This window comes from Pseudomonas sp. B22129, assembly GCF_044218875.1.
Taxonomy (GTDB): Bacteria; Pseudomonadota; Gammaproteobacteria; order Pseudomonadales; family Pseudomonadaceae; genus Aquipseudomonas.
On sequence record NZ_CP162592.1, the window covers coordinates 4,495,083 to 4,514,253 of the forward strand.

The window sequence follows — 19,171 nt, forward strand, 5'->3', positions numbered from 1 at the left end:
TTCTTGTTATGCGCTGACCGCCCGCAGGGTGAACAGCCGCTTGAACAGCGATTTGCGTTTGCCGGGTGTGGGTTGCGCGAGGTTCTGGGTGATGCGATCGAGCATCATCGCCAGCAGCACGATGGCGATCCCGCCGACGGCGGCACGGCCCACGTCCATGCGCCCCAGGCCTTGCAGCACCACCAGGCCCAGGCCTTCGGCGCCGATCATGGCGACCACCACCGACATCACCATGGCAGTGAGCACCGTCTGGTTAAGGCCACCCAGAATGGTCGGGATGGCCAGGGGTAACTGGATTTCCCAGAGCAATTGCTTGCGGTCGGCGCCAAAGGCCAGGCCGGCTTCCACCAGTTCGGTTTCGACCATGCGGATGCCCAGGTAGGTAAAGCGAATCAGCGGCGGGCACGCCGAGATCACCACCGCCACTTCACCCGACACGGTGCCCACGCCAAACAGCATCACCACCGGCACCAGGTACACAAAGGTCGGCGTGGTTTGCATGATGTCGAGGATCGGCCGCATCACGCCCCACACCCGCTCACTGCGCGCGCACCACACGCCCACCGGAATGCCGACCACCATGCAGATCACAATCGCGGTGGTAATCAGCGACAGGGTGGTCATGGCTTCGTCCCACACGCCCAATGCGGCAATCACCACCAGCGCGACGGCACTGAAAATCGCCACGCCGAGGGTGGCGGCGCGGTAGGCGATGAGGAACATCAACACCACCATCACCGGGAATGGAATGGCGTGGATCAGCGTGTCGCTGAACCCCAGCAAATGCTCCACCGGCCAGCGAATCGCCTGGAAGAGCGGGCGCAGGTGAATGCCGATCCATTCCACGCCTGTGCTGATCCATTGGTCCACGGGCAATACAGCGAGGTCTTCTGACTTAAGCATGGTGTGCAACCTCCGAAACGGCAGGGCGAGGGGGCGGGACGCTGGCGATGCAGTCGAGGATATGCGCGCTGTTCAGCGTGCCGATAAACACGCCGTCCGTATCGACCACCGCCACGGGATGGCCAGGTTTGAGCTGGCGCGCCACTTCCACCAGCTTGGCGTGGGCCGGCACGCTGACGAACTGCGGCGACAAGCGCTGCAGGGCATCGCCCCCGGCACCGACAGCCAGCAAGGCACCGGAATCCAGCACGCCCACGGCCTTGCCGGCGGCGTTGAGTACAAAGGCGCTGGCGCTGTCATTGCCGACGATGCGCGTGTCGCCCTGTACCAGCAGGGTGCTGGCGGGCTGCATGATCGAGCGCGCGTCGAACAGCCGTGAGCGGTCCACCTCACGGGTGAAGCCGGCCACGTAATCGCTGCCCGGGTCGGCGACAATTTCCTGGGGCGTACCTTCGCGCACCACTTGGCCGTCGGCCATGATCGCAATGCGCGTGCCCAGCTTCAGGGCTTCCTGGAAGTCGTGGGTGATGAACAGAATGGTTTTTTTCAGGGTGCGCTGCAGGCGCAGCAACTCGTCCTGCATCTCGGTGCGGATCAGCGGGTCGAGGGCGCTGAAGGCTTCATCCATGATCAGCACGTCGGCGTCGGTGGTCAGCGCGCGGGCCAAACCGACACGCTGGCGCATGCCACCGGACAGTTCATGGGGGTGGTGGTCAGCCCACTTGGCCAGGCCGACCACCGCCAGCACTTCCAGGGCACGCTTGCGCCGTTCGGCAGCGGGCACGCCACGCAGCTTGAGGCCGAACTCGGTGTTCTCGATCACGGTCTTGTTCGGCAACAGGGCGAAATGCTGGAACACCATGGAGATCCGCGTGCGGCGCACTTCGCGCAGCTCGTTTTCGTTGAGGGTGACCAGGTCCTTGCCGTCCAGCAGGATTTTGCCAGCGGTCGGCTCATTCAGGCGGTTGATGCACCGCGCCAGGGTGGATTTACCCGAGCCGGAAAGGCCCATGATCATGTAGATCGCGCCGCTGGGCACCGACAGCGACACGTTATTGAGGCCGACCACCGTGGCGGTCTCGGCCAGAATCCGGTCTTTGCTGGCACCGGCGGTCAAGAGCTGCATGGCTCGGTCGGGCGTGGAAGAGAACACTTTATACAGGTTCTCGATCTTTAGTCGTTCGCTCACCCATTGCCTCCAATTGTTGTTTTGCTATCTGCGGAAATTTCATCAAGAGAAATTTTTGGCTACTGGCAGTCAAAGGTCCGTCGGTGGTGCAGTCGCAAGGGTGCAACGCAAAAATTTCTTGTTGTCGGGCACAGCAGTTACAGCATGAGCTTGTGGCGGGTGCAAGGGTTGGGCGTCAGCCGGTAGGCGCGTCCATCGGCGGCATGCTTTCACGTGCCTTGCGCGCCACACGGAAGGCTTCGACGCCCGCCGGAATCCCGCAATACACCGCGATCTGCACCAGTGCCGCGCGCAGTTGCTCGTCAGTCAAACCATTGCGCAGGGCGCCGCAAAAATGCACGCCGAATTCATCCATGCGCCCCAGCGCCGCGAGCATGCCCAGGTTGAGCAGGCTGCGTTGCTTGAGGTCCAGGGCGTCGTCGGTCCAGACCATGCCCCAGCAATATTCATTCAGCACGTCCTGAAAGGGCCGTGAAAAAGTGTCGGCCCGGCCCAGCGCCTGGTCAACGTAGGCGTCTCCCAGCACCTGGCGGCGGACGCTTTCGCCCTCGGCCTGCAATGACTTATCCATGGTGAGTCTCCGAATCGGTAAGAAAGTCGCGCATCAGCGCCGCGACCCACTGCGGCGCTTCGATCAAAATGCAGTGGCGCAGGCCCGGCAGAATGCGCAGGGTCGAGCCTTCAATTTGCGCGTGCATGAACGCCGCCATGCGCGGGTTGGAGCCGAGGTCGTCAGCGCCCGTGGCAATGAGTGTCGGGCAGCGGATCTGCCCCAGTTGCTCGCCAAAATCCGATTCGGCCAGGACGCGGTACGCCGCCGCATAACAGCCCGGATCGTTGGCGGCATTCAGTTGGCGCAAACGCAACACGGCTTGCGGGTTTTGCGCCTGAAAATCCTCGGTCAACCAGCGCGCCAGCGAGGCTTCGTAATGGGCCACCGGCTCGCCGGCTTGCAGGGCGACGAGGCGGGCTTTGACGCGCTCACGCTCATCGGCAGTGCGCCCGGCCACGGTCGAGAGCAGCACCAACCGCCGCACGCGGTCCGGGTGCGTCAGCGTCAAACGCTGAGCGATCAAACCACCGAGCGAAAACCCCGCCAGATCGAACCGGTTGAAACCCACGTGTTCCGCCAGCGCCAGGGCCTCACCGACCAGATGGTCGATCTCGTAGCGCCCCGGGGTGCGGGAAGACTGCCCATGGCCGCGCAGGTCGAACGTCAGCACGGTGAAGTCATCTTTCAAACCCTGCACCACCTCGGCCCAGGCTTGCAGGCTGGAACCCACGCCATGAATGCACACCAGCGGCCGAGGTCCATGCCCATCCAGCCGGTAGTTGAGCGTGACATTCGCCACGCTGAGCTGTTGTGAGTCGCCCATGGCTTACCCCGCGACCGCTTCGCGGCGTTTGGCGCGCTCGCGTTCGGCGAACACCGGCATCACTTCGTCGATAAACAGGCGCAAGGTCTGCTTCTGCAATTCGAAGGGCAGGTTGAAGGTCAGGCCCAGGCAGTACTGATCGACGCCGGCGGCTTCGTAGTCGAGCAGCTTGGCGATGATCTCGTCCGGGGTGCCGAACATCAGGTTGCGCCGGATGTTGTCTGGGTTGTAGTTCTCTTTGCCGCGCACCGCTTCAAAAGGCACTGGCTCGGGGAAACCGTTGCGCACGGTGCCGACGTTCTGCATCAGGTTCTCGAAGGCGCGGCCAAAATCCATGCTGTGCTGCACGGGCACTTGCCAGTCTTCGGCGTTGGCGTACACACAAGTACGGCGCTGCATCATGAAACGCGGGCGCGGCACGTGGGGGTTGTCGGCCACGGCCTTGTTGAATTTCTCGCCAAGCACGGCGATTTCCGCCGCGGGCAGAGAGAGCGGGGTGGAAAGGATATTGGCGCCGATGCCCACCGCCCAGTCGAAAGTGCCCGGGTCGCGCGCGGCCACCCAGATGCGCGGGTGGTCCTTTTGCAGGGGTTTGGGCACGGCGGCGGTCAGCGGGAATTTCCAGTAGTGGCCGTCGTGGGCATAGTCGCCGGCCCAGAGTTTCTGCACCGCCGGCACCAGCTCCTTCATGTAGCCGACGCCTTCCTGCTGTTGCAGGCCGGGGGTCATGCGGTCGAACTCGTACTGGTACGAGCCCCGGGCGATGCCGAACTCTAGGCGGCCTTGGGTCAGGTGATCACACAGCGCCGCTTCACCGGCCAGGCGGATCGGGTGCCAGTAGGCCGCCGCAATCGTTGCGGTGCCCAGGCGGATGCGTTCGGTGTGCTGGCCGAGCCAGGTCAGGGTCTGGAACGGGTTCGGCGCGATGGTGCATTCCAGGGTGTGGTGCTCGGACGTCCACAGGGTTTCGAAACCGCCTTCGTCGGCGATCTTCGCCAGTTCCAGCAGGTTGGCCATGACGGTCTGCATCGGCACGTCCGGGGAGAAACGTTCCATGCTCAGGGATACGGCAAATTTCATGTGAGGCTCCTTTATTAATCAGCGCAGGCGAATCACGAACGGGTCCTGCATTTCGCCGGAGTAGTCGATGACCACGTTCTTGGCGCGGGAGAACTCGCGCATCACGTCAAAGCCGCCGCGTCGCCCGTAGCCGCTCTGTTTGAAGCCGCCGTTGGCTGACATGTAGGCCGAGCTGCGATAGGTGTTGATCCACACCGTGCCGGCGTCGATGCGGTTGGCAAAGCGCAGGGCGCGGTCGATGTTCTGGGTCCAGATCCCCGAGGCCAGGCCGTAAGAGGTGTCGTTGGCCAGGCCTATCATTTGTTCTTCGGAACTGAACGGCATCACGCCGACCACTGGCCCGAACAGCTCGTCGCGCATGAACGGCATGTCGTTGCTGGCATTGGCCATCACCGTGGGTTCGAAGTACCAGCCTTCGTTCAGGTGGGCCGCGCTTGGGCGTTTGCCGCCGATGGCGGCCTGGGCGCCTTGCTGCAGGCCGCTGGCGATATAGCCTTCGATTTTTTGCAACTGAGCTTGCAGTGCGAGTGGGCCAATGTCGGTGTTCGCTTCCATCGGGTGGCCGACGGTGATCTTTTGCGTACGCGCCACCAGCGCCTCGACAAAGCGGTCGTAGATCGAGGCTTCGACAAAGCAGCGTGACCCGGCCACACAGCTTTGCCCGGCGGCGGCAAAAATCCCCGACACCACGCCATTCACGGCCTTCTCGATATCGACATCGGCAAACACCACGTGGGGCGACTTGCCGCCCAGTTCCATCTGGCACGGCACCAAATTGTTCGCCGCGTTGCCGGCAATGCGGCGACCGGTGTCGGTGCTGCCGGTGAACACGTATTTGGCGATGTCCGGGTGGCGGGTCAGCGCATCGCCGGTGATGGCGCCATTGCCGGTGACCACGTTGACCACGCCTGCCGGAAAGCCCGCCTCGATAATCAATTCAGCCAGGGCCAGCGTCGAGGCGCTGGCATGTTCCGACGGTTTGATCACCACGGTATTACCGATGGCCAGGCAGGGCGCCAGGGTGCCGGTGAGCAGCATCAGCGGCGAGTTCCACGGCGTGATCATGCCGACCACGCCCAGCGGCTCGCGGCTGCTGTAGTTGAGCTGGTTGAGCTTGTTGACCGGGATCACGTCGCCTTGCAGCTTGTCGGCCATGCCGGCGAAGTAAATGTAGGCGTCGGGCAGGGCGCTCATTTGTGCGCTCATCTCGCGCAGCAGCTTGCCGTTGTCGCGGGTTTCCAGCAGCGCCAGTTCTTCGGCGTGTTCGGCCACCAGTTGCGCCAGGCGGTAGAGCAATTTGCCGCGCGCGGTGGGCGTCATGTAGCGCCATTGCGGGTCATGGAAGGCGCGCTTGGCCGAGGCGACTGCGCGGCCGACATCGCTGGCATCGCCTTGGGCGAACTGGTACCAGGATTTGCCCGTGGTGGGGTCGAAACTGTCGACATAGGTGTCGCTGGCGGGTACGTCGAAGCGGCCGTCGATAAACAGGTTGAGACGTTGGCCCTCAAGGGCGCTGACCGTGGTTTTCATGCAAGTGTCCTGTGGGTGCGGATCAAAGCGGGGCGTTTTCGAGCATCGCGATGCGACCGCTCGCGGCAGAGCCGGTGTAGATGCCGAACTGCTGGTTTTCGCGTTCGCGGGCATAGCGGCGCACCACCGAACGCAGCTCGTTGACGGGCATCAGCTCAATGGGCAAGTCGTCCAGCGGGAAGAAGCGCAGGGTGTCAGGCAGCTCGGCGTCCAGCGCGCCGAGCCTGGCGCGGTAGATCAGGAAACCGGGGTCGGTGTCGTCCACGTCAAACACCGAGTACAAAAAGGTCGACTCCAGTTCCACCGGCAAGGCGCTGGCACCGGCGTCGATAAAACCTTTGCGCTTGCCGGCCACGGGCAGAGTCCAGCCGCCCTTGCCGTCGGCGCGGAACAGAATCGCGCCGTCGGTTTCGATCAGGTAACCGATGATCATCTTGTGCGAGTCCAGCCAACTGGCGGGCAGCGGGTCCTGGATGTTCGCGTAGCGCCCCCGGCAGAACACCAGCGGCAGCTTGGGGCTGGTACCGAAGGCGCGCACCTGGCCGATCAGCACCAGGTGGTCGCCCGCGTCGATGCGCTGGTCCACGGTGCAGTCAAACCAAGTCAGGCTGTCGGTGAGGATCGGCGCGCCGGTGTGCACAGTGTCGTGGTGGACGGTGTGGAACTTGTCCGGCGACTTGGAGGCAAAGGTGCCGGACACCTCGACTTGCCCTTCATGCAGCAAGTTGACGGCAAAGTGTTCGCTCACGGCGAACGCGCCGTGGCTGGCAGCGGACTTCCCGACGCACACCAGCAGCAGTGGCGGGTCGAGGGAAACCGAGGTAAACGAGTTGGCGGTCATGCCCCGTGGGTGGCCGTCGGCATCGTGGGTGGTGATCACGGTCACGCCGGTCACGAAGGTGCCGAATGCCTGACGCAAAGCGCCTGGGTCGACGGCTGCAACGTGAGTTTCGGTACTCGGCATCGGAGTGCTCCTGTTGTTGGGGTGTGAAGCAAGCCTACGGGCGGTTCCAACCCCAGGCTTGCAGCGATCACGGGTAAAACGCTGGAAAGTTTTTCGCGGTTTCAGAGGAGCTTCAGTCCTTGGGCTGCTCGGCTTCCATCTCCGCCATGTCCTGGTAGCGGTCGGCAATGCGCGGGTGGGCACGGGAGCCGTCGGAGGCGCCGATGGCGATCAGCACTTCATCCGGGCCCGGGGCGTCGGCCACCTGGAAGTTGGCGGTGAGGAAGTGCGAACGCTTGCCGGTTTCGCTTTTGTGCACCATCGGCAGGGCGAGCAGGGCGCCCGGGGCGTTGCGGGTGTTGGTGAAGCTCAAGTAAGCGGTGCCTTCCACAGCTTCGCGGAACAGGTTGCCAAAGCGCAGGGTGTGGATCAGGCCTGAGGCGTGCTCGATCTCACCGTTGACGCCCACGGCGGCGGCCTTGCCAAACGCTTCGACCTTGCCGCCGGGCATCAGGGCGATCAGGCGGCGGGTCATTTCATAACCCAGCCCAGGCGCCAGGCGCAGGATTTCGGGACGCAGGTTTTCGACGAACCCCTGGCCCGCCCAAGGGTTTTTCAGGATCGCGGCCACCACGATCAGCGTGATGGGTTTGCCGGCGTCCTTGCCCCCTTCGATAAAGGTTTCTTCGATAAAGGTGCAGTATTTCCTGACGCCCAGATTGTCCAGATTCATGATGAAGTGTCGCCCTTGTGGCTGTTGGTTTGACCCAAGGCTATGAGAGAAGGTAAAACCCGTCTTCCGCCGTTTCATCGTATAAATGCACTGGACATTGCTCGTAAGCAGAGCAAGTATCAGGCGGGCCGGGCAGGCACCTTGGCTGCCATGATCCACACGTTCGGGTGAGCGCCTTGAATCGAGAAATGCAGATCCTGTCGCTGCGTGATGTCGCCAGCCAGATCAATTCCGGGGGCGACCTGCAGTCGATGCTGCACCAACTGGTGTACGCCAGTTGCCGCCATACCCACTGGACCATGAGTTCGATCATGGCCATCGACATGGAGGCGGGTTTCGGCCACGTCATCGCCCGGCATGACCCGACGCTGGTGCAACGGCCATTGGTGGACAGCTGGGAGTTGTCGTCGAGCCCGGTGATGACCGCGTTGCAGCGCAACGAGCCGGTGTTCATCCGCGACGTGCGCGATTGCGAGTACCCCGGCTATCGCCGCGAGTCGGTGGAGCGCGATTACCGCACGGTGATGGTGATGCCGATGAACTGCACCGACTTCGACGGCCGGCCGATGGTGCTCAGCGTGATCTCACGCACGCTGATGGACGTGTCCGAGGAAGACCGCGTGTTCCTCGGCATGATCATTCACCTGGGCGCCATTGCCGTGGAGCGCCAGCGCCAACTGGAAGCCGAACGCCGCGCCGCCGAGCGCCTGCAGCAGGCGCTGCATGTGCATACCTCGATGCTGGAGCATGTGTTGGGCGGTGGCTCGGTGACGTCGCTGTCGCTGATGGTCGGCAACCAGTTGCCCAACCCGGTGATCGCGGTGGACTTCACCGCCAACCAGGTGGTGGCGGGGCGCTCGCCCGACACAGCGCTGTTCGATGACGCCACCTGGCAGGCCGCCGCCGCTGGCGTGCTCAGTGTGCAAATCACCAAGGCCGCGCAAGAGAGCCTGCGCAGCGCGCTGCGCAACACTGTGAACCTGTTCCTTGACGACGGCCACCGCCCGTTCACCCTGCGCGCGCAGATCGAACCGCTGATGGTCGACCACGAACTGGTCGGCGCGCTGGTGCTGTTCCCGGTGGCGGCGCCGGTCAATGAGTTGGACCTGCTGATGCTCGAAAGCGCCAAGTTCGCCTTGAGCGTGCAGATGATGCGCAGTTTTATCCGCTTTCGCTTTGAAACCCGTACCCAGACCGAGTTGCTGTTCGAAGTGCTTGAAGGTCGCTGGCGCGATGCCGATGACATCCAGCAACGCGCCCAGCGCCTGGGCATCAGCTTTAACAGCGCGCAGCAGATGATCATCATCGACTACGGCGCCAAGGCCCGCGAAGCCAAGAACCTGCACCACAACGTTGCGCGCATTCTCGCGCGGGCGTCGATCCCGGCCACGGTGATCAGCGTCGATAACGGCCTGGTGTGCCTGGTGCCGGCCGAGGGTGAAAAGGGCCGCGAGCGCCGGGCCAAGGTCAAGCGCCAGATGGCCGAGGACTTGGCGCATTACCTGGGCGCAGAACCCATCCTGCTGGCCAGCGGGGTGTGCAATGCGCTGGCCGACTACCCGGCTGCCTGGGAGCGCTGCCGCAGGTTGATCGATATCGCGCGCTCGTTTGGCCGCAGCGGGCCGATTTCCGATCAGGACTTCGGCCCCATCCCGATCTTCGTGGCCGCCGTGGGCGGTGAAGACATCCGCACCTTCGTCAACGAAAGCGTCGGTGCGATGCTGGAACACGACCGCAAACACCAGACCCCTTACCTGGAAACCCTCACCGCCTACCTGCGCGAAAGCTGCCGCAGCCAGGCCTGCGCCGACGCGATGGGCGTGCACGTGACGACGCTGCGTTACCGGCTGGCACGGATTCAGGAACTGTTCGGGATTGATGTAGAAACGCCGGAGCGCCGCTTTGCGACGGAGCTGGCGATTCACTTGCAGCGGGTGATCGACAGTTAAGTTATGGTCATTGCCTCGAACCGAAGTCGCCGCGCCATGAATACGCCAACCGAACACCTGATCCTCGCACCCTTCACTGACGCACTGCCCGCGCCGATCTACTTTCGCGCGGCGCGCATGCCCGCGTCCGCCGCTTACCCGACCCACCACCACCCGTGGGGCGAGTTTGTGTATTCATTCAGCGGCGTCATGGAACTCAAGCTCGACGGCGTGCATTTCATTGCGCCACCGCAATTTGGCGTGTGGCTGCCGCCGCAGGTCGAGCACAACGCGATGAATCACCAGGAAGCTTGTCACTGCTCGCTCTACATCGCACCGGCGCTCTGTGAGCGCCTGCCCGCCGAAGCCTGTGCGCTGACCATCACGCCCTTGATCCGCGAACTGCTGGAGGAACTGCACGCGTCCCCGCCCGGGCCGGTCCAGACGGCCGAGGAAACCCGGTTGCTGACGGTGTTGCTCGACCGCTTGAACCGCACCTCCCGCGTAGGCAGTTACCTGCCGGGCTCCAACGACCCGATCCTCGCGCCGATCCTTGCCGCCCTGGAGCAAAACCCCGCAGATGGGCGCTCGCAGGCGCAGTGGGCCAGCGCGGTCAACGCCACCGAACGCACATTGCTGCGCCGCTGCCAGCGGGATTTGGGCATGTCGTTGGCGCAGTGGAAGCAGCGCTTGAAGGTCACCGCTTCACTGCCAAGGCTCAAGGCCGGGGCGTCGGTGGAAGCGGTGGCGTTTGATCTGGGCTATGGCAGTTCTTCGGCGTTTATAGGTATGTTTCGCAAGCTCACGGGGGAGACGCCGGATGAGTATCGGAAAAAACGACTGAGTTGAACCTCACTTTCAAGGACAAGCATGCCCCTGATCACGGAACGTGTAGCACTGGCCCGCAACGGCGCCAACGATAAAGTCATTTGCCGCATGCCTTCAGGCTGGGCGGTGATGGGCGATGTACAGTTTTTGCCGGGTTATTGCCTGTTGCTGCCTGATCCGGTGGTCTGCAGTTTGAATGATCTGGACGTTGAAGCCCGTGCGGTTTACTTGCTGGATATGGCCCGAATCGGTGATGCGCTGCTGAAGGCCACCGGCGCCTTGCGCATCAACTATGAGATCCTCGGTAATTCCGAACCGGAGCTGCATTGCCATATTTTCCCTCGGTACGCGGCTGAACCGGACGACAAACGCAGGATGCCCGCCTGGTTTTACGACTGGAAAGCTGCCACGCCTTACGCAGAGGAGCACCACGGAGACCTTCGCCAGCAACTGGCAGCGTTGCTCACTGCGGGAGCCGACGCATGATGCAAAGAAACCGGCTGGCGCAGGCCGGGTACCCGCTGTTTAAAGCGTGCAAGGATGTGTGGTACCGGGCGGGAGAGGTCGAGGCCGGGCAGCGCGAGTTTCTGGTGCAGGACCCGGATGGCTATCTGGTGCGGCTGGTTGAACGGCTTGGGGAAAGGCCGGCGGTGCGCTGACGCTTGGAGGAGGGGCCGGCGAGTGCCGGCCCCTCGTACCCGGTCATCCGGCGACGGCATTCAGTTCTGCAAACGCGTCATCCGGTATTTTTACTTCGCCTACCGCCAGGTTTTCATGCAAGTGCGCCACCGATGAGGTGCCCGGGATCAACAGGATATTCGGCGAGCGGCGCAGCAGCCACGCCAGTGCCAATTGCTTGGGTGTCACGCCCAGCCGCTGAGCAACGCTTGAGAGCGTGGAGGATTGAACGGGGGTAAAACCGCCCAGCGGGAAGAACGGCACGTAGGCAATCCCGTCACGGGCCAATTCGTCGATCAGGGCGTTGTCCTGCTGATGGGCGATGTTGTAGAGGTTCTGCACGCAGACGAATTTGACCAGGGTGCGCGCCTCGGCCACCTGGGTCGGGGTCACATTGCTTATGCCGATGTGGTGCACCAGGCCCTGCTGTTGCAGCTCGGCCAATACGCTCAATGAGGCTTCGATAGAGCCTTCCCCCGGGCCCATCAGGTTGTACGTCGAGCGGAAGTTGACCACCTCCAGCACGTCCAGCCCCAGGTTGCGCAGGTTGTCATGCACGGCCTGGATCAGTTCATCCTTTGACGGGGCTGGATGCCAGCCGCCTTGATCATCGCGGCGCGCGCCGACCTTGGTGACGATTGTCAGGTCATCGCGGTACGGGTGCAGCGCCTCGCGGATGAGCCGGTTGGTGATGTGCGGGCCGTAAAAATCACTGGTGTCGATGTGGTTGACCCCGGCTTCCACCGCTGCGCGCAGCACGCCAAGCGCCGCCTCGCGGTCCTTGGGCGGGCCAAACACACCTGGCCCTGCCAGTTGCATCGCGCCATAGCCGATGCGATACACGTCATGGTTGCCGAGGGAAAATGTGCCGCTGTTGGCCAAACGGGTCATCGCTGTCACCTTGCTTCACCTGAGTAAGGCACTAATATGAAGGATCCTTCAGATTTGAGAATTCGCATTCAATGAGCACGCTGAAAGCCTCCTTGAAGCCAAGAAAATCAGCGGTTCAGGCGCGCTCCAACGCCACGGTCGAGGCGTTGCACACCGCAACCCTTCAGGTTTTGACTCAGCAAGGCTTGCTGCGCTGCACCACCACGCGGGTGGCTGAGCGTGCGGGAATGTCGGTGGGCAGCCTGTATCAGTACTACCCGAACCGCGATGCGCTGCTGGCGGCGATCCTGGAAAAACACCTGACCAACGTCGCCGAGGCGGTTGAACAGGCGTGTGAGCTGTATTCGCGGCGGCCGGTCGAGGACATGGCGTGCGGCTTGGTGTCGGCATTACTGGCGGTCAAACTGCAGGACCCGGCAGTGTCCAAGGCGTTGTACGCGATTGCGGCGGAGCGGGGCGGGGCGCAGTTGGTGGCGCGCCTTCACACGCGCATGGTCGGTGCAATCGCTGGCATGCTGGCGACGGCAACCGATACGCGGTTTGCAGACCCCGCGCTGACCGCTGCGATCGCGCTGAGCGCCATCGCCGGCCCGGTGCGCACGTTACTTGAAGGCAACGCGTCAGCGGTGTTCGAGTCGAATATCGCAGAGCAGACCACGCTGCTCTTGAAAGCCTACCTGCAAGCCCATCAAACGTTTTAACCCACTCTCAAGGAAGGCGGCCCTCACATGCGCGAACGCAAAGCAGCACGACTGCTGGTCATCAGCCCCTCTAACGCGGTGCTTCTGTTCCGGTTTGTGCACACCACCGGCGCGTTGGCCGGCGACAATTATTGGGCTACACCCGGGGGTGGCGTTGAAGCCGGCGAGACTTTCCGCGACGCAGCCGTTCGCGAACTGCGCGAAGAGACCGGCATCGTGGTCGAGCGCGTGGCAGATTCCCTGGCTGAGCGCAGCTTTCCAATGAAGCTGCCCAGCGGCGAAACAGTCTTGGCCGTCGAGCAGTATTTTGTGGTTCACGCGCAAAACGAAGCGCTTTCAAAGGCCGAGTGGACGCTGGAAGAGACCCGGGTCATGGCCGATCATCACTGGTGGAGCGCACAGGCGCTGCGCGCGGTCGAGGAGACGGTGTTCCCCGAAACGCTGGTTGAAATGCTCGAGCAAGCAGGCGTGTTTACACCCGCATGAACGCGCGGCTCAACTGAGAATTGCGTGGGTCTCGAGCACCCGCGCATAGTCCATCGCCAGGTTGCTCAGGGACAGCGCATGCACGTCCTCGGCGGGCCAGAGCCGGCCCGACAAGTCGGTTTGATCAAACGTATAGCAGGCATCTGCGGCCACGATCACGTCAAAGCCCAGGTTGCCGGCCGAGCGCGCGGTAGATTCGACCGAGTTATTGGTGATCACGCCGACGATCACCAACTGCCGGATGGCGCGCGCATGCAGCCAGCGCTCCAGCCCCGTGGCGGCAAAGGCATCCGGGACGTTTTTTTCTACTACGTGTTCCTGTTTTAGCGGCGCCAGGGCTGGCTGGAATTCGCAGCCCGGCTGTCCCGGCCAGAAGACCGAGCCGGGCGTGCGCGACATATGCCGCACATGCACCACGGGCCGCCCGGCCTGCCGCCATGCGCCGAGCAGCGACTGCATCCGTAACTCGGCGTCCGGGTTGTTCCGGCGCCCGAGGCTGGGCCGGTTCATGCCTTCCTGCATGTCGATGATCAGCAGCGTTGCGTTTACGTCCAACCGTGTCATGGCTCGCTCCTTCGATGGGGTGATGCACTCTATCTCAGCGCAGCTTTTCGAGCATCTGGTAGTACCACATGCCCACCGCCAGCATCGGGTTGCCGAACACATCGCCCAGCGGCACCTTGATGTGTTTGCAGCCGGCAAAGGTGTCGAATTTGCCCAGGGTGCCGGTCAGCGCTTCGGCCATGATCTCGCCCATGATGTGGCTGGTGGCGATGCCATGCCCCGAGTAACCCTGGCAATACCAGACGTTGTCCGACAGCTTGCCCAATTGCGGCACGCGGTTCATCACGATGCCCATCGCGCAGCTCCACTGGAACGCGATGTCCACACCTTTGAGTGCCGGGAAGGTGCGTTCGATGCAAGGGCGCAACTCGGCAGCGATGTCCCGTGAATCGCGCCCGGAATAGTTGGCGCCGCCGCCGAACAGCAGGCGACCATCGCCGGTCAGGCGGTAGTAGTCGAGTACAAAGCGGCAGTCGTAAACCGCCAGGTCCTGCGGGTTGATCTGGCGTGCCAGCGCGCCCAAAGGCGCGGTGGTGACGATGCCGCCCATGGCCGGGAAGATCTTGCCCTTAAGCTGTTTGGGCTCGAGCTTGTGGTAAACGTCACCGGCCAGCATGACCTGGCGCGCATCGATACGGCCCCCGGCGGTGATCACAGCCGGCCGGTCGCCATGAATGATTTCCAGGACCTCGGAGTTTTCGAAAATCAACGCGCCCAGGCTGTGCGCCGCGCGCGCTTCGCCCAGGCACAGGTTGAGCGGGTGCAGGTGCAGATTGCGCGTGTTTTTCAGCGCGCCGAGGTACAGCTCGCTGTCCAGATGCTGACGTACGCCCGCCTGATCGAGCAGGCTGACCTGGCCGCCCATGCCGCGCCGTTGCGCTTCGTCGTGAAAGGCGCGTAATTCGGTCATGTGCGAGGGTTTCATGGCGGCGTGCAAGTGGCCGTGCTTCAGATCACAGTCAATCGCATATCGGCTGACCCGCTGCTCGATGATTTCGTGCCCGCGCCAGCGCAGGTGCCAGATGAAATCGTCCACTTCATCGCCTAGGCGTTTGCGCATTTGTTGGCGCATCGCCTCGTCACCCGACAGGCTGCCCGTAACTTGCCCGCCATTGCGCCCGCTGGCGCCCCAGCCGATGCGGTGGGTTTCAACGATTGCCACCTTGAGCCCGCGTTCGGCCAGTTCCACCGCGCTGGCGACGCCGGTGAAGCCGCCGCCGATGATCACCACGTCCACGCTGACCTGGCCCTGCAAGGTCGGGTATCGGGTCGGGTCGTTTATGCTTGCGGTGTAATAGGAAGCGCTGCGCTCGGCAGTACGTAGGGCTGCGGTCATGGGGTATACCTTCTGATAAATGAATGCCGGTGGGGCGGTTCGACTTGATCAGAAGCGTGCATCGGGCGGGCGCGCATGGCGGCAGTGCCACAGCGCCCAGAAGGCCAGAATGCTGTTGAACAGCGGGTTTTCGCAGGAACGCGCCTGCGCCTTCGGGAAGGAAGCAGGCAGGTGGCGACGGGTGGGGCTCAAGGGCGACATCATGGTCGCCGATGCTCCCAAAGCGCGCAGGCACGTTCAATCAGCGTTTGTGAACCTTCAGGTATGGGTTTGTTAAACAATCCCTGGTTTTCAACTGAAGCCCGTTACCGCATGGGGCGTGTAGTTTGCCTCCAGGCGTTCTATTTCGGCGGCGGTCAGCTGGATATCCAGCGCAGCCACCGCATCATCCAGCTGTGCGGCCCTGGACGCGCCGACAATCGGCGAGGTGACCCCACGATGCGCCAACACCCAGGCCAGCGCGATTTGCGCCATCGGCACGCCGCGCTCCTTGGCCAGTTGCTCCACGGCGTTAATGACAGGGCCGTCAACGGCGTCAGTGGCATCGAGTACGTTCTTGCCGAAATCATCGGTTTTGCTGCGCTCGGTCTGCTGCCCGTGGGGGCGGGTCAAGCGCCCGCGCGCCATCGGGCTCCAGGGCATCAAGGCGACACCCTGGTCGAGGCACAGCGGGATCATCTCGCGCTCTTCTTCACGGTAAATCAGGTTGAGGTAATTCTGCATCGAGACGAAAGGGCTCCAGCGGTTGGCCCTGGCCACTTCCTGCGCCTTGGCGAACTGCCAGGCGAACATCGACGAGGCGCCGATGTAGCGGGCCTTGCCGGCTTTGACCACGTCATGCAGGGCTTCCATGGTTTCTTCAATGGGCGTTGCGTAATCCCAGCGATGCACCTGATACAGGTCCACATAGTCCAGGCCCAAGCGGGTGAGGCTGGCGTCGATGTTGGCCAGGATAGCCTTGCGCGACAGGCCTTTTTCGTTCGGCCGGGCGACGCCCTGGCCCATGCCGGCGGGGAAAAACACTTTGGTCGCGACCACGGTTTCATCGCGGCGGGTAAATGCCTTGAGCATTTTGCCCAGGATGATTTCCGAGGTGCCCGCCGAGTAGCTGTTGGCCGTGTCAAAAAAATTGATGCCGTGCTCGACCGCGTGCTTGAACACGGGTCGGGTTGCGTCTTCATCCAGTGTCCAGGTGTGGGTGCCGGCTTCGGGTTGGCCGAAGGTCATGCCGCCCAGGCAAAGGCGCGACACCTGCAGACCGGTTTTACCTAGCTTGACGTATTGCATGCAGCTTCTCCAATGTGACGTGTTATTCGGCTCTCGGGCCAAAACCGGCATACGGTTTGAGGGGTACGATGGCGGTGACTTCCAGCATGCCGTTGTTCACCAGCGGCAGCGTCGCAAGTTGTTCGCGCACGCTGGCCTCGCTGTCGGCTTCGACCAGCAGGCAGGCGCCGCCTTTGTCGCCACGGTGCCAGATGGTGCGGATGAACCCTTCCAGGTAGAGCGCCCTGGCGCGTTGGGCTTCGGCGTCGAGAAAAGGGGCGAAATCCGCATCGGAAAAACGTTCCCAGACGCGGCGTGATAACGTGATGAATTGCATGGGCTTCCTCGCTTGAGCGCGCGTTTTTAAACAGCTCAGTGATGATTTCAAATTAAACGGGGCCGGTCCAAGACGGGTTCTGCACCACCTGAGACCCGATTCGCATGACCCTGGATCTTCGTTTGCTGGTTGCGTTTATCACCGTCGCTGAAACCGAAAATGTGGGGCAGGCGGCGCTGCGCCTGCACATCTCGCAATCGCCGCTGAGCCGGCAAATCATGCAGTTGGAGGATCAGGTGGGGTTGCAGTTGTTTGAGCGCACGCGCCAACGCATGCGCCTCACCGATGAAGGGCGGTTGTTCCTGCGCGAAGCGCGCAGCCTGGTGGAGCACGCCTCTGATGTGGCAGCCGCGGCGCGCAACATCGCGCAGGGCCAAACCGGCCATATCGTCGTGGGCTATGTGGAAGGGGCGATGCACTCCAACTTGTTGCCCAACGCCCTGGCAGACCTGCAAGCGAGCCATCGCTCGGCGACCTTTGATATTCACCCCATGAGTTCGGCCCAGCAAGTCGAGGCGTTGCGTGGCAGGGCCATCGACCTCGGGCTGGTTTACGCCGTTCCCGAAAGTAGCGACATTGCGAGCACGCAGGTCACCCGCGAACCGTTGTTGCTGGTGCTCGCCAAAGACCACCCGCTGGCGGCGCAGGAGCAGATTTCTCCCGAAGCGCTCAACGGCCAGCGCTGGGTCTCGCTGGCGCAGTCCATCAACCCGGCTGCCCGCCAGCGTTTTCTGGAACATTGCGCCAGCAGCGGTTTTGCCCCGGACATTCAGGCTGAAGCAAATGACCTGCTGGGCGTGATGCGAATGGTGGCCGCCGGCCTGGGCATCACGGTTATCCAGGCCAGCTTGCGCGATTGCATGGCGGGTAAGGTGGTGTTTCGCGAACTGCCCTGGTTTGCGGTGCGCATCGATATCCATGCGATCTGGCGCAAGGACGATCCCAAGCCGTTGATTGCCGGTTTTCGGCAGGCGCTGGCGCGTTTCACCCTGCGTTAAGCGCGCTCAGGTAGGCGCAGAACATGTCGGCCATTGCGTCGGCATACATCACAATGGCTTCGCGAGTGCGCGGGCTTGAAGAGAAGTCCTTGCCTGCGCAACTGAGGGTGGACTGGATCAAATCGTGGGCCAGTTGGCGGGTCGCGTCCGATGCGTTGGGCAGCAGTTCGAGCATGAACTCGCGAAATATCTGACGGCCCGCCTCACGGACTTCCAGTGCTTCGGGGGCATTGCGATACAGCGGCGCCGCGTCATCCAGCGCGCCGCGCATCAGCGCTTCTTCGCACTCCGAATGAATGAAGGCCTGCACCAGTGTGCGCAAACGCTGTAAAGGCGCGACCTGCCGTTCTTCCAGAATCCCGCGCAGCATCCGCGTGGTCTGCTGCCATTCATCACTCTGCAAACGAAACAGAATCGCCGCCTTGTTGGGGAAGTACTGATACACCGAGCCGACACTCACACCAGCTTTCTCGGCGACCCGTGCGGTGGTGAAACGGGTGGCGCCTTCCTTGGCCAAAACCTGAATAGCCGCTTCCAGAATGGCGGCCACCAACTCGGTGGAACGGGCCTGTTGCGGCTGTTTGCGCGAGGAAATACGCGCGGTCTGGCGGTTGGTCATGGGCGGCTCCAGCGCGTGGGGGAACGCGAATAGCGAATGCGACGAATCACTCGCATACTTTTAATGCGACGAATTAGTCGCATCTTAGTCCAGACCCTACGGAAATCAATCATGACCACCCTGACTACCGCACCCCTTGCCTCGCTGATCGAACGCCTCTACGTCCAGGCCAATGCGGCGACCAGCCCGAGCGTGAACGAAGTGCCACGCGAAGAGCGCGACCGCCTGATGCACAGCAAGACCGAATACATCGAGCTTTACACGCTGCTCAAAGACCTGTGGCTGCCCGTCTCCCGTGACACCGGCAACCTGCTTTACATGCTGGCCCGCAGCACCCGGGCGCGGGCGATTGTCGAGTTCGGCACCTCGTTCGGGCTGTCCACGCTGTTCCTGGCCGCTGCACTGCGTGACAACGGCGGCGGCGTGTTGATCGGCAGCGAGTTTGAACCGTCAAAAATCGCCTTGGCGCGAGAGCACTTCATCGAAGGTGGTGTGAGCGACTTGATTGAAATCCGTGAAGGTGACGCCTTGGTGTCCTTGGCGTCGGGCTTGCCGGAAGCCGTCGACCTGCTGCTGCTCGACGGCGCCAAAACCCTGTACGGCGACGTGTTGAACCTGGTGGAAAAACACCTGCGCCCGGGTGCCCTGATTGTGGCGGACAACACCAACTACTGCCCTGAATACCTGGCCCATGTGCGCTCGCCGCAGAACGGCTATTTGTCGGTGCCTTTTGCCGATGACATCGAACTGTCCATTCGCCTCGGCTGAATCAAACTCTTGTGGAT

At 62.7% G+C, this 19,171-nt stretch carries 22 protein-coding genes and 1 pseudogene; 8 read left to right on the forward strand and 15 right to left on the reverse strand.

Annotated features, from left to right (window positions below; all coding sequences use genetic code 11):
* Nucleotides 1–6: 6 nt before the first annotated feature.
* The 8 genes from AB4P94_RS20740 to AB4P94_RS20775 form a co-directional block, all read right to left on the reverse strand.
* On the reverse strand, nt 7–903 hold the full coding sequence (locus AB4P94_RS20740; RefSeq protein WP_395607200.1) for an ABC transporter permease: 897 nt from the start codon (nt 901–903) through the stop codon (nt 7–9).
* Nucleotides 896–2,092, reverse strand: coding sequence for a glycine betaine/L-proline ABC transporter ATP-binding protein (locus AB4P94_RS20745; RefSeq protein WP_395607201.1), 1,197 nt, complete (start codon nt 2,090–2,092; stop codon nt 896–898). The genes AB4P94_RS20740 and AB4P94_RS20745 overlap by 8 nt, the downstream gene beginning before the upstream one ends.
* Nucleotides 2,093–2,267: 175 nt before the next feature.
* Nucleotides 2,268–2,663: a carboxymuconolactone decarboxylase family protein gene (locus AB4P94_RS20750; protein ID WP_395607202.1), complete on the reverse strand. Its 396-nt coding sequence runs from the start codon at nt 2,661–2,663 to the stop codon at nt 2,268–2,270.
* On the reverse strand, nt 2,656–3,468 hold the full coding sequence (locus AB4P94_RS20755) for an alpha/beta fold hydrolase (protein WP_395607203.1): 813 nt from the start codon (nt 3,466–3,468) through the stop codon (nt 2,656–2,658). The genes AB4P94_RS20750 and AB4P94_RS20755 overlap by 8 nt, the downstream gene beginning before the upstream one ends.
* 3 nt (nt 3,469–3,471) lie before the next feature.
* Entirely contained in the window at nt 3,472–4,548 is a 1,077-nt protein-coding gene (locus AB4P94_RS20760; protein WP_395607204.1) for an LLM class flavin-dependent oxidoreductase, read from the reverse strand.
* An 18-nt stretch (nt 4,549–4,566) separates the two neighbouring features.
* Nucleotides 4,567–6,078: an aldehyde dehydrogenase gene (locus AB4P94_RS20765; protein ID WP_395607205.1), complete on the reverse strand. Its 1,512-nt coding sequence runs from the start codon at nt 6,076–6,078 to the stop codon at nt 4,567–4,569.
* 22 nt (nt 6,079–6,100) lie between these two features.
* Nucleotides 6,101–7,042, reverse strand: a complete 942-nt coding sequence (locus AB4P94_RS20770) for a flavin reductase family protein (RefSeq protein WP_395607206.1) — start codon at nt 7,040–7,042, stop codon at nt 6,101–6,103.
* A 112-nt stretch (nt 7,043–7,154) separates the two neighbouring features.
* A complete protein-coding gene (locus AB4P94_RS20775; protein WP_395607207.1) occupies nt 7,155–7,754 on the reverse strand; it encodes an amino acid synthesis family protein in 600 nt (199 codons plus the stop codon).
* A gap of 167 nt (nt 7,755–7,921) precedes the next feature.
* On the opposite strand from AB4P94_RS20775, the gene AB4P94_RS20780 reads away from it, so the two are divergent.
* The 4 genes and pseudogenes from AB4P94_RS20780 to AB4P94_RS20795 form a co-directional block, all read left to right on the forward strand.
* Nucleotides 7,922–9,703 carry a helix-turn-helix domain-containing protein gene (locus tag AB4P94_RS20780; protein ID WP_395607208.1) on the forward strand — a complete coding sequence of 594 codons (1,782 nt, stop codon included), beginning with the start codon at nt 7,922–7,924 and terminating at the stop codon, nt 9,701–9,703.
* Nucleotides 9,704–9,739: 36 nt separating this feature from the next.
* Nucleotides 9,740–10,531 (forward strand): AraC family transcriptional regulator, encoded by a 792-nt coding sequence (locus AB4P94_RS20785; protein ID WP_395607209.1) that lies wholly within the window; start codon nt 9,740–9,742, stop codon nt 10,529–10,531.
* 21 nt (nt 10,532–10,552) lie between these two features.
* Nucleotides 10,553–10,996, forward strand: coding sequence for an HIT family protein (locus AB4P94_RS20790; RefSeq protein ID WP_395607210.1), 444 nt, complete (start codon nt 10,553–10,555; stop codon nt 10,994–10,996).
* An 11-nt stretch (nt 10,997–11,007) separates the two neighbouring features.
* A pseudogene (locus AB4P94_RS20795) lies at nt 11,008–11,169 on the forward strand (VOC family protein); the annotation flags it as partial.
* A gap of 43 nt (nt 11,170–11,212) precedes the next feature.
* On the opposite strand, the gene AB4P94_RS20800 reads toward AB4P94_RS20795, so the two are convergent.
* Entirely contained in the window at nt 11,213–12,079 is an 867-nt protein-coding gene (locus tag AB4P94_RS20800) for an aldo/keto reductase family oxidoreductase (RefSeq protein ID WP_395607211.1), read from the reverse strand.
* Between the two features lie 71 nt (nt 12,080–12,150).
* Here AB4P94_RS20800 and AB4P94_RS20805 point away from each other — a divergent pair, with 71 nt between their 5' ends.
* Nucleotides 12,151–12,780: a TetR/AcrR family transcriptional regulator gene (locus AB4P94_RS20805; protein WP_395607212.1), complete on the forward strand. Its 630-nt coding sequence runs from the start codon at nt 12,151–12,153 to the stop codon at nt 12,778–12,780.
* Between the two features lie 27 nt (nt 12,781–12,807).
* Nucleotides 12,808–13,266: an NUDIX hydrolase gene (locus AB4P94_RS20810; protein ID WP_395607213.1), complete on the forward strand. Its 459-nt coding sequence runs from the start codon at nt 12,808–12,810 to the stop codon at nt 13,264–13,266.
* 9 nt (nt 13,267–13,275) lie between these two features.
* Here the strand turns inward: AB4P94_RS20810 and AB4P94_RS20815 are convergent, their stop codons facing one another.
* The 5 genes from AB4P94_RS20815 to AB4P94_RS20835 form a co-directional block, all read right to left on the reverse strand.
* Nucleotides 13,276–13,830: a cysteine hydrolase family protein gene (locus AB4P94_RS20815; protein ID WP_395607214.1), complete on the reverse strand. Its 555-nt coding sequence runs from the start codon at nt 13,828–13,830 to the stop codon at nt 13,276–13,278.
* Between the two features lie 34 nt (nt 13,831–13,864).
* Nucleotides 13,865–15,166, reverse strand: a complete 1,302-nt coding sequence (locus tag AB4P94_RS20820; protein ID WP_395607215.1) for an NAD(P)/FAD-dependent oxidoreductase — start codon at nt 15,164–15,166, stop codon at nt 13,865–13,867.
* 48 nt (nt 15,167–15,214) lie between these two features.
* A complete protein-coding gene (locus tag AB4P94_RS20825; protein WP_395607216.1) occupies nt 15,215–15,370 on the reverse strand; it encodes a hypothetical protein in 156 nt (51 codons plus the stop codon).
* Between the two features lie 87 nt (nt 15,371–15,457).
* Complete coding sequence (locus AB4P94_RS20830) at nt 15,458–16,453, reverse strand: aldo/keto reductase (protein WP_395607217.1); 996 nt, start codon at nt 16,451–16,453, stop codon at nt 15,458–15,460.
* A gap of 22 nt (nt 16,454–16,475) precedes the next feature.
* Entirely contained in the window at nt 16,476–16,769 is a 294-nt protein-coding gene (locus AB4P94_RS20835) for a muconolactone Delta-isomerase family protein (protein ID WP_395607218.1), read from the reverse strand.
* Nucleotides 16,770–16,873: 104 nt separating this feature from the next.
* Here AB4P94_RS20835 and AB4P94_RS20840 point away from each other — a divergent pair, with 104 nt between their 5' ends.
* Nucleotides 16,874–17,767: a LysR family transcriptional regulator gene (locus tag AB4P94_RS20840; protein ID WP_395607219.1), complete on the forward strand. Its 894-nt coding sequence runs from the start codon at nt 16,874–16,876 to the stop codon at nt 17,765–17,767.
* Here the strand turns inward: AB4P94_RS20840 and AB4P94_RS20845 are convergent.
* Nucleotides 17,754–18,386: a TetR family transcriptional regulator gene (locus AB4P94_RS20845; protein WP_395607220.1), complete on the reverse strand. Its 633-nt coding sequence runs from the start codon at nt 18,384–18,386 to the stop codon at nt 17,754–17,756. The genes AB4P94_RS20840 and AB4P94_RS20845 overlap by 14 nt on opposite strands.
* Nucleotides 18,387–18,497: 111 nt before the next feature.
* Between AB4P94_RS20845 and AB4P94_RS20850 the strand changes: the two genes are divergently transcribed.
* A complete protein-coding gene (locus AB4P94_RS20850; RefSeq protein WP_395607221.1) occupies nt 18,498–19,154 on the forward strand; it encodes an O-methyltransferase in 657 nt (218 codons plus the stop codon).
* Nucleotides 19,155–19,171: the final 17 nt, after the last annotated feature.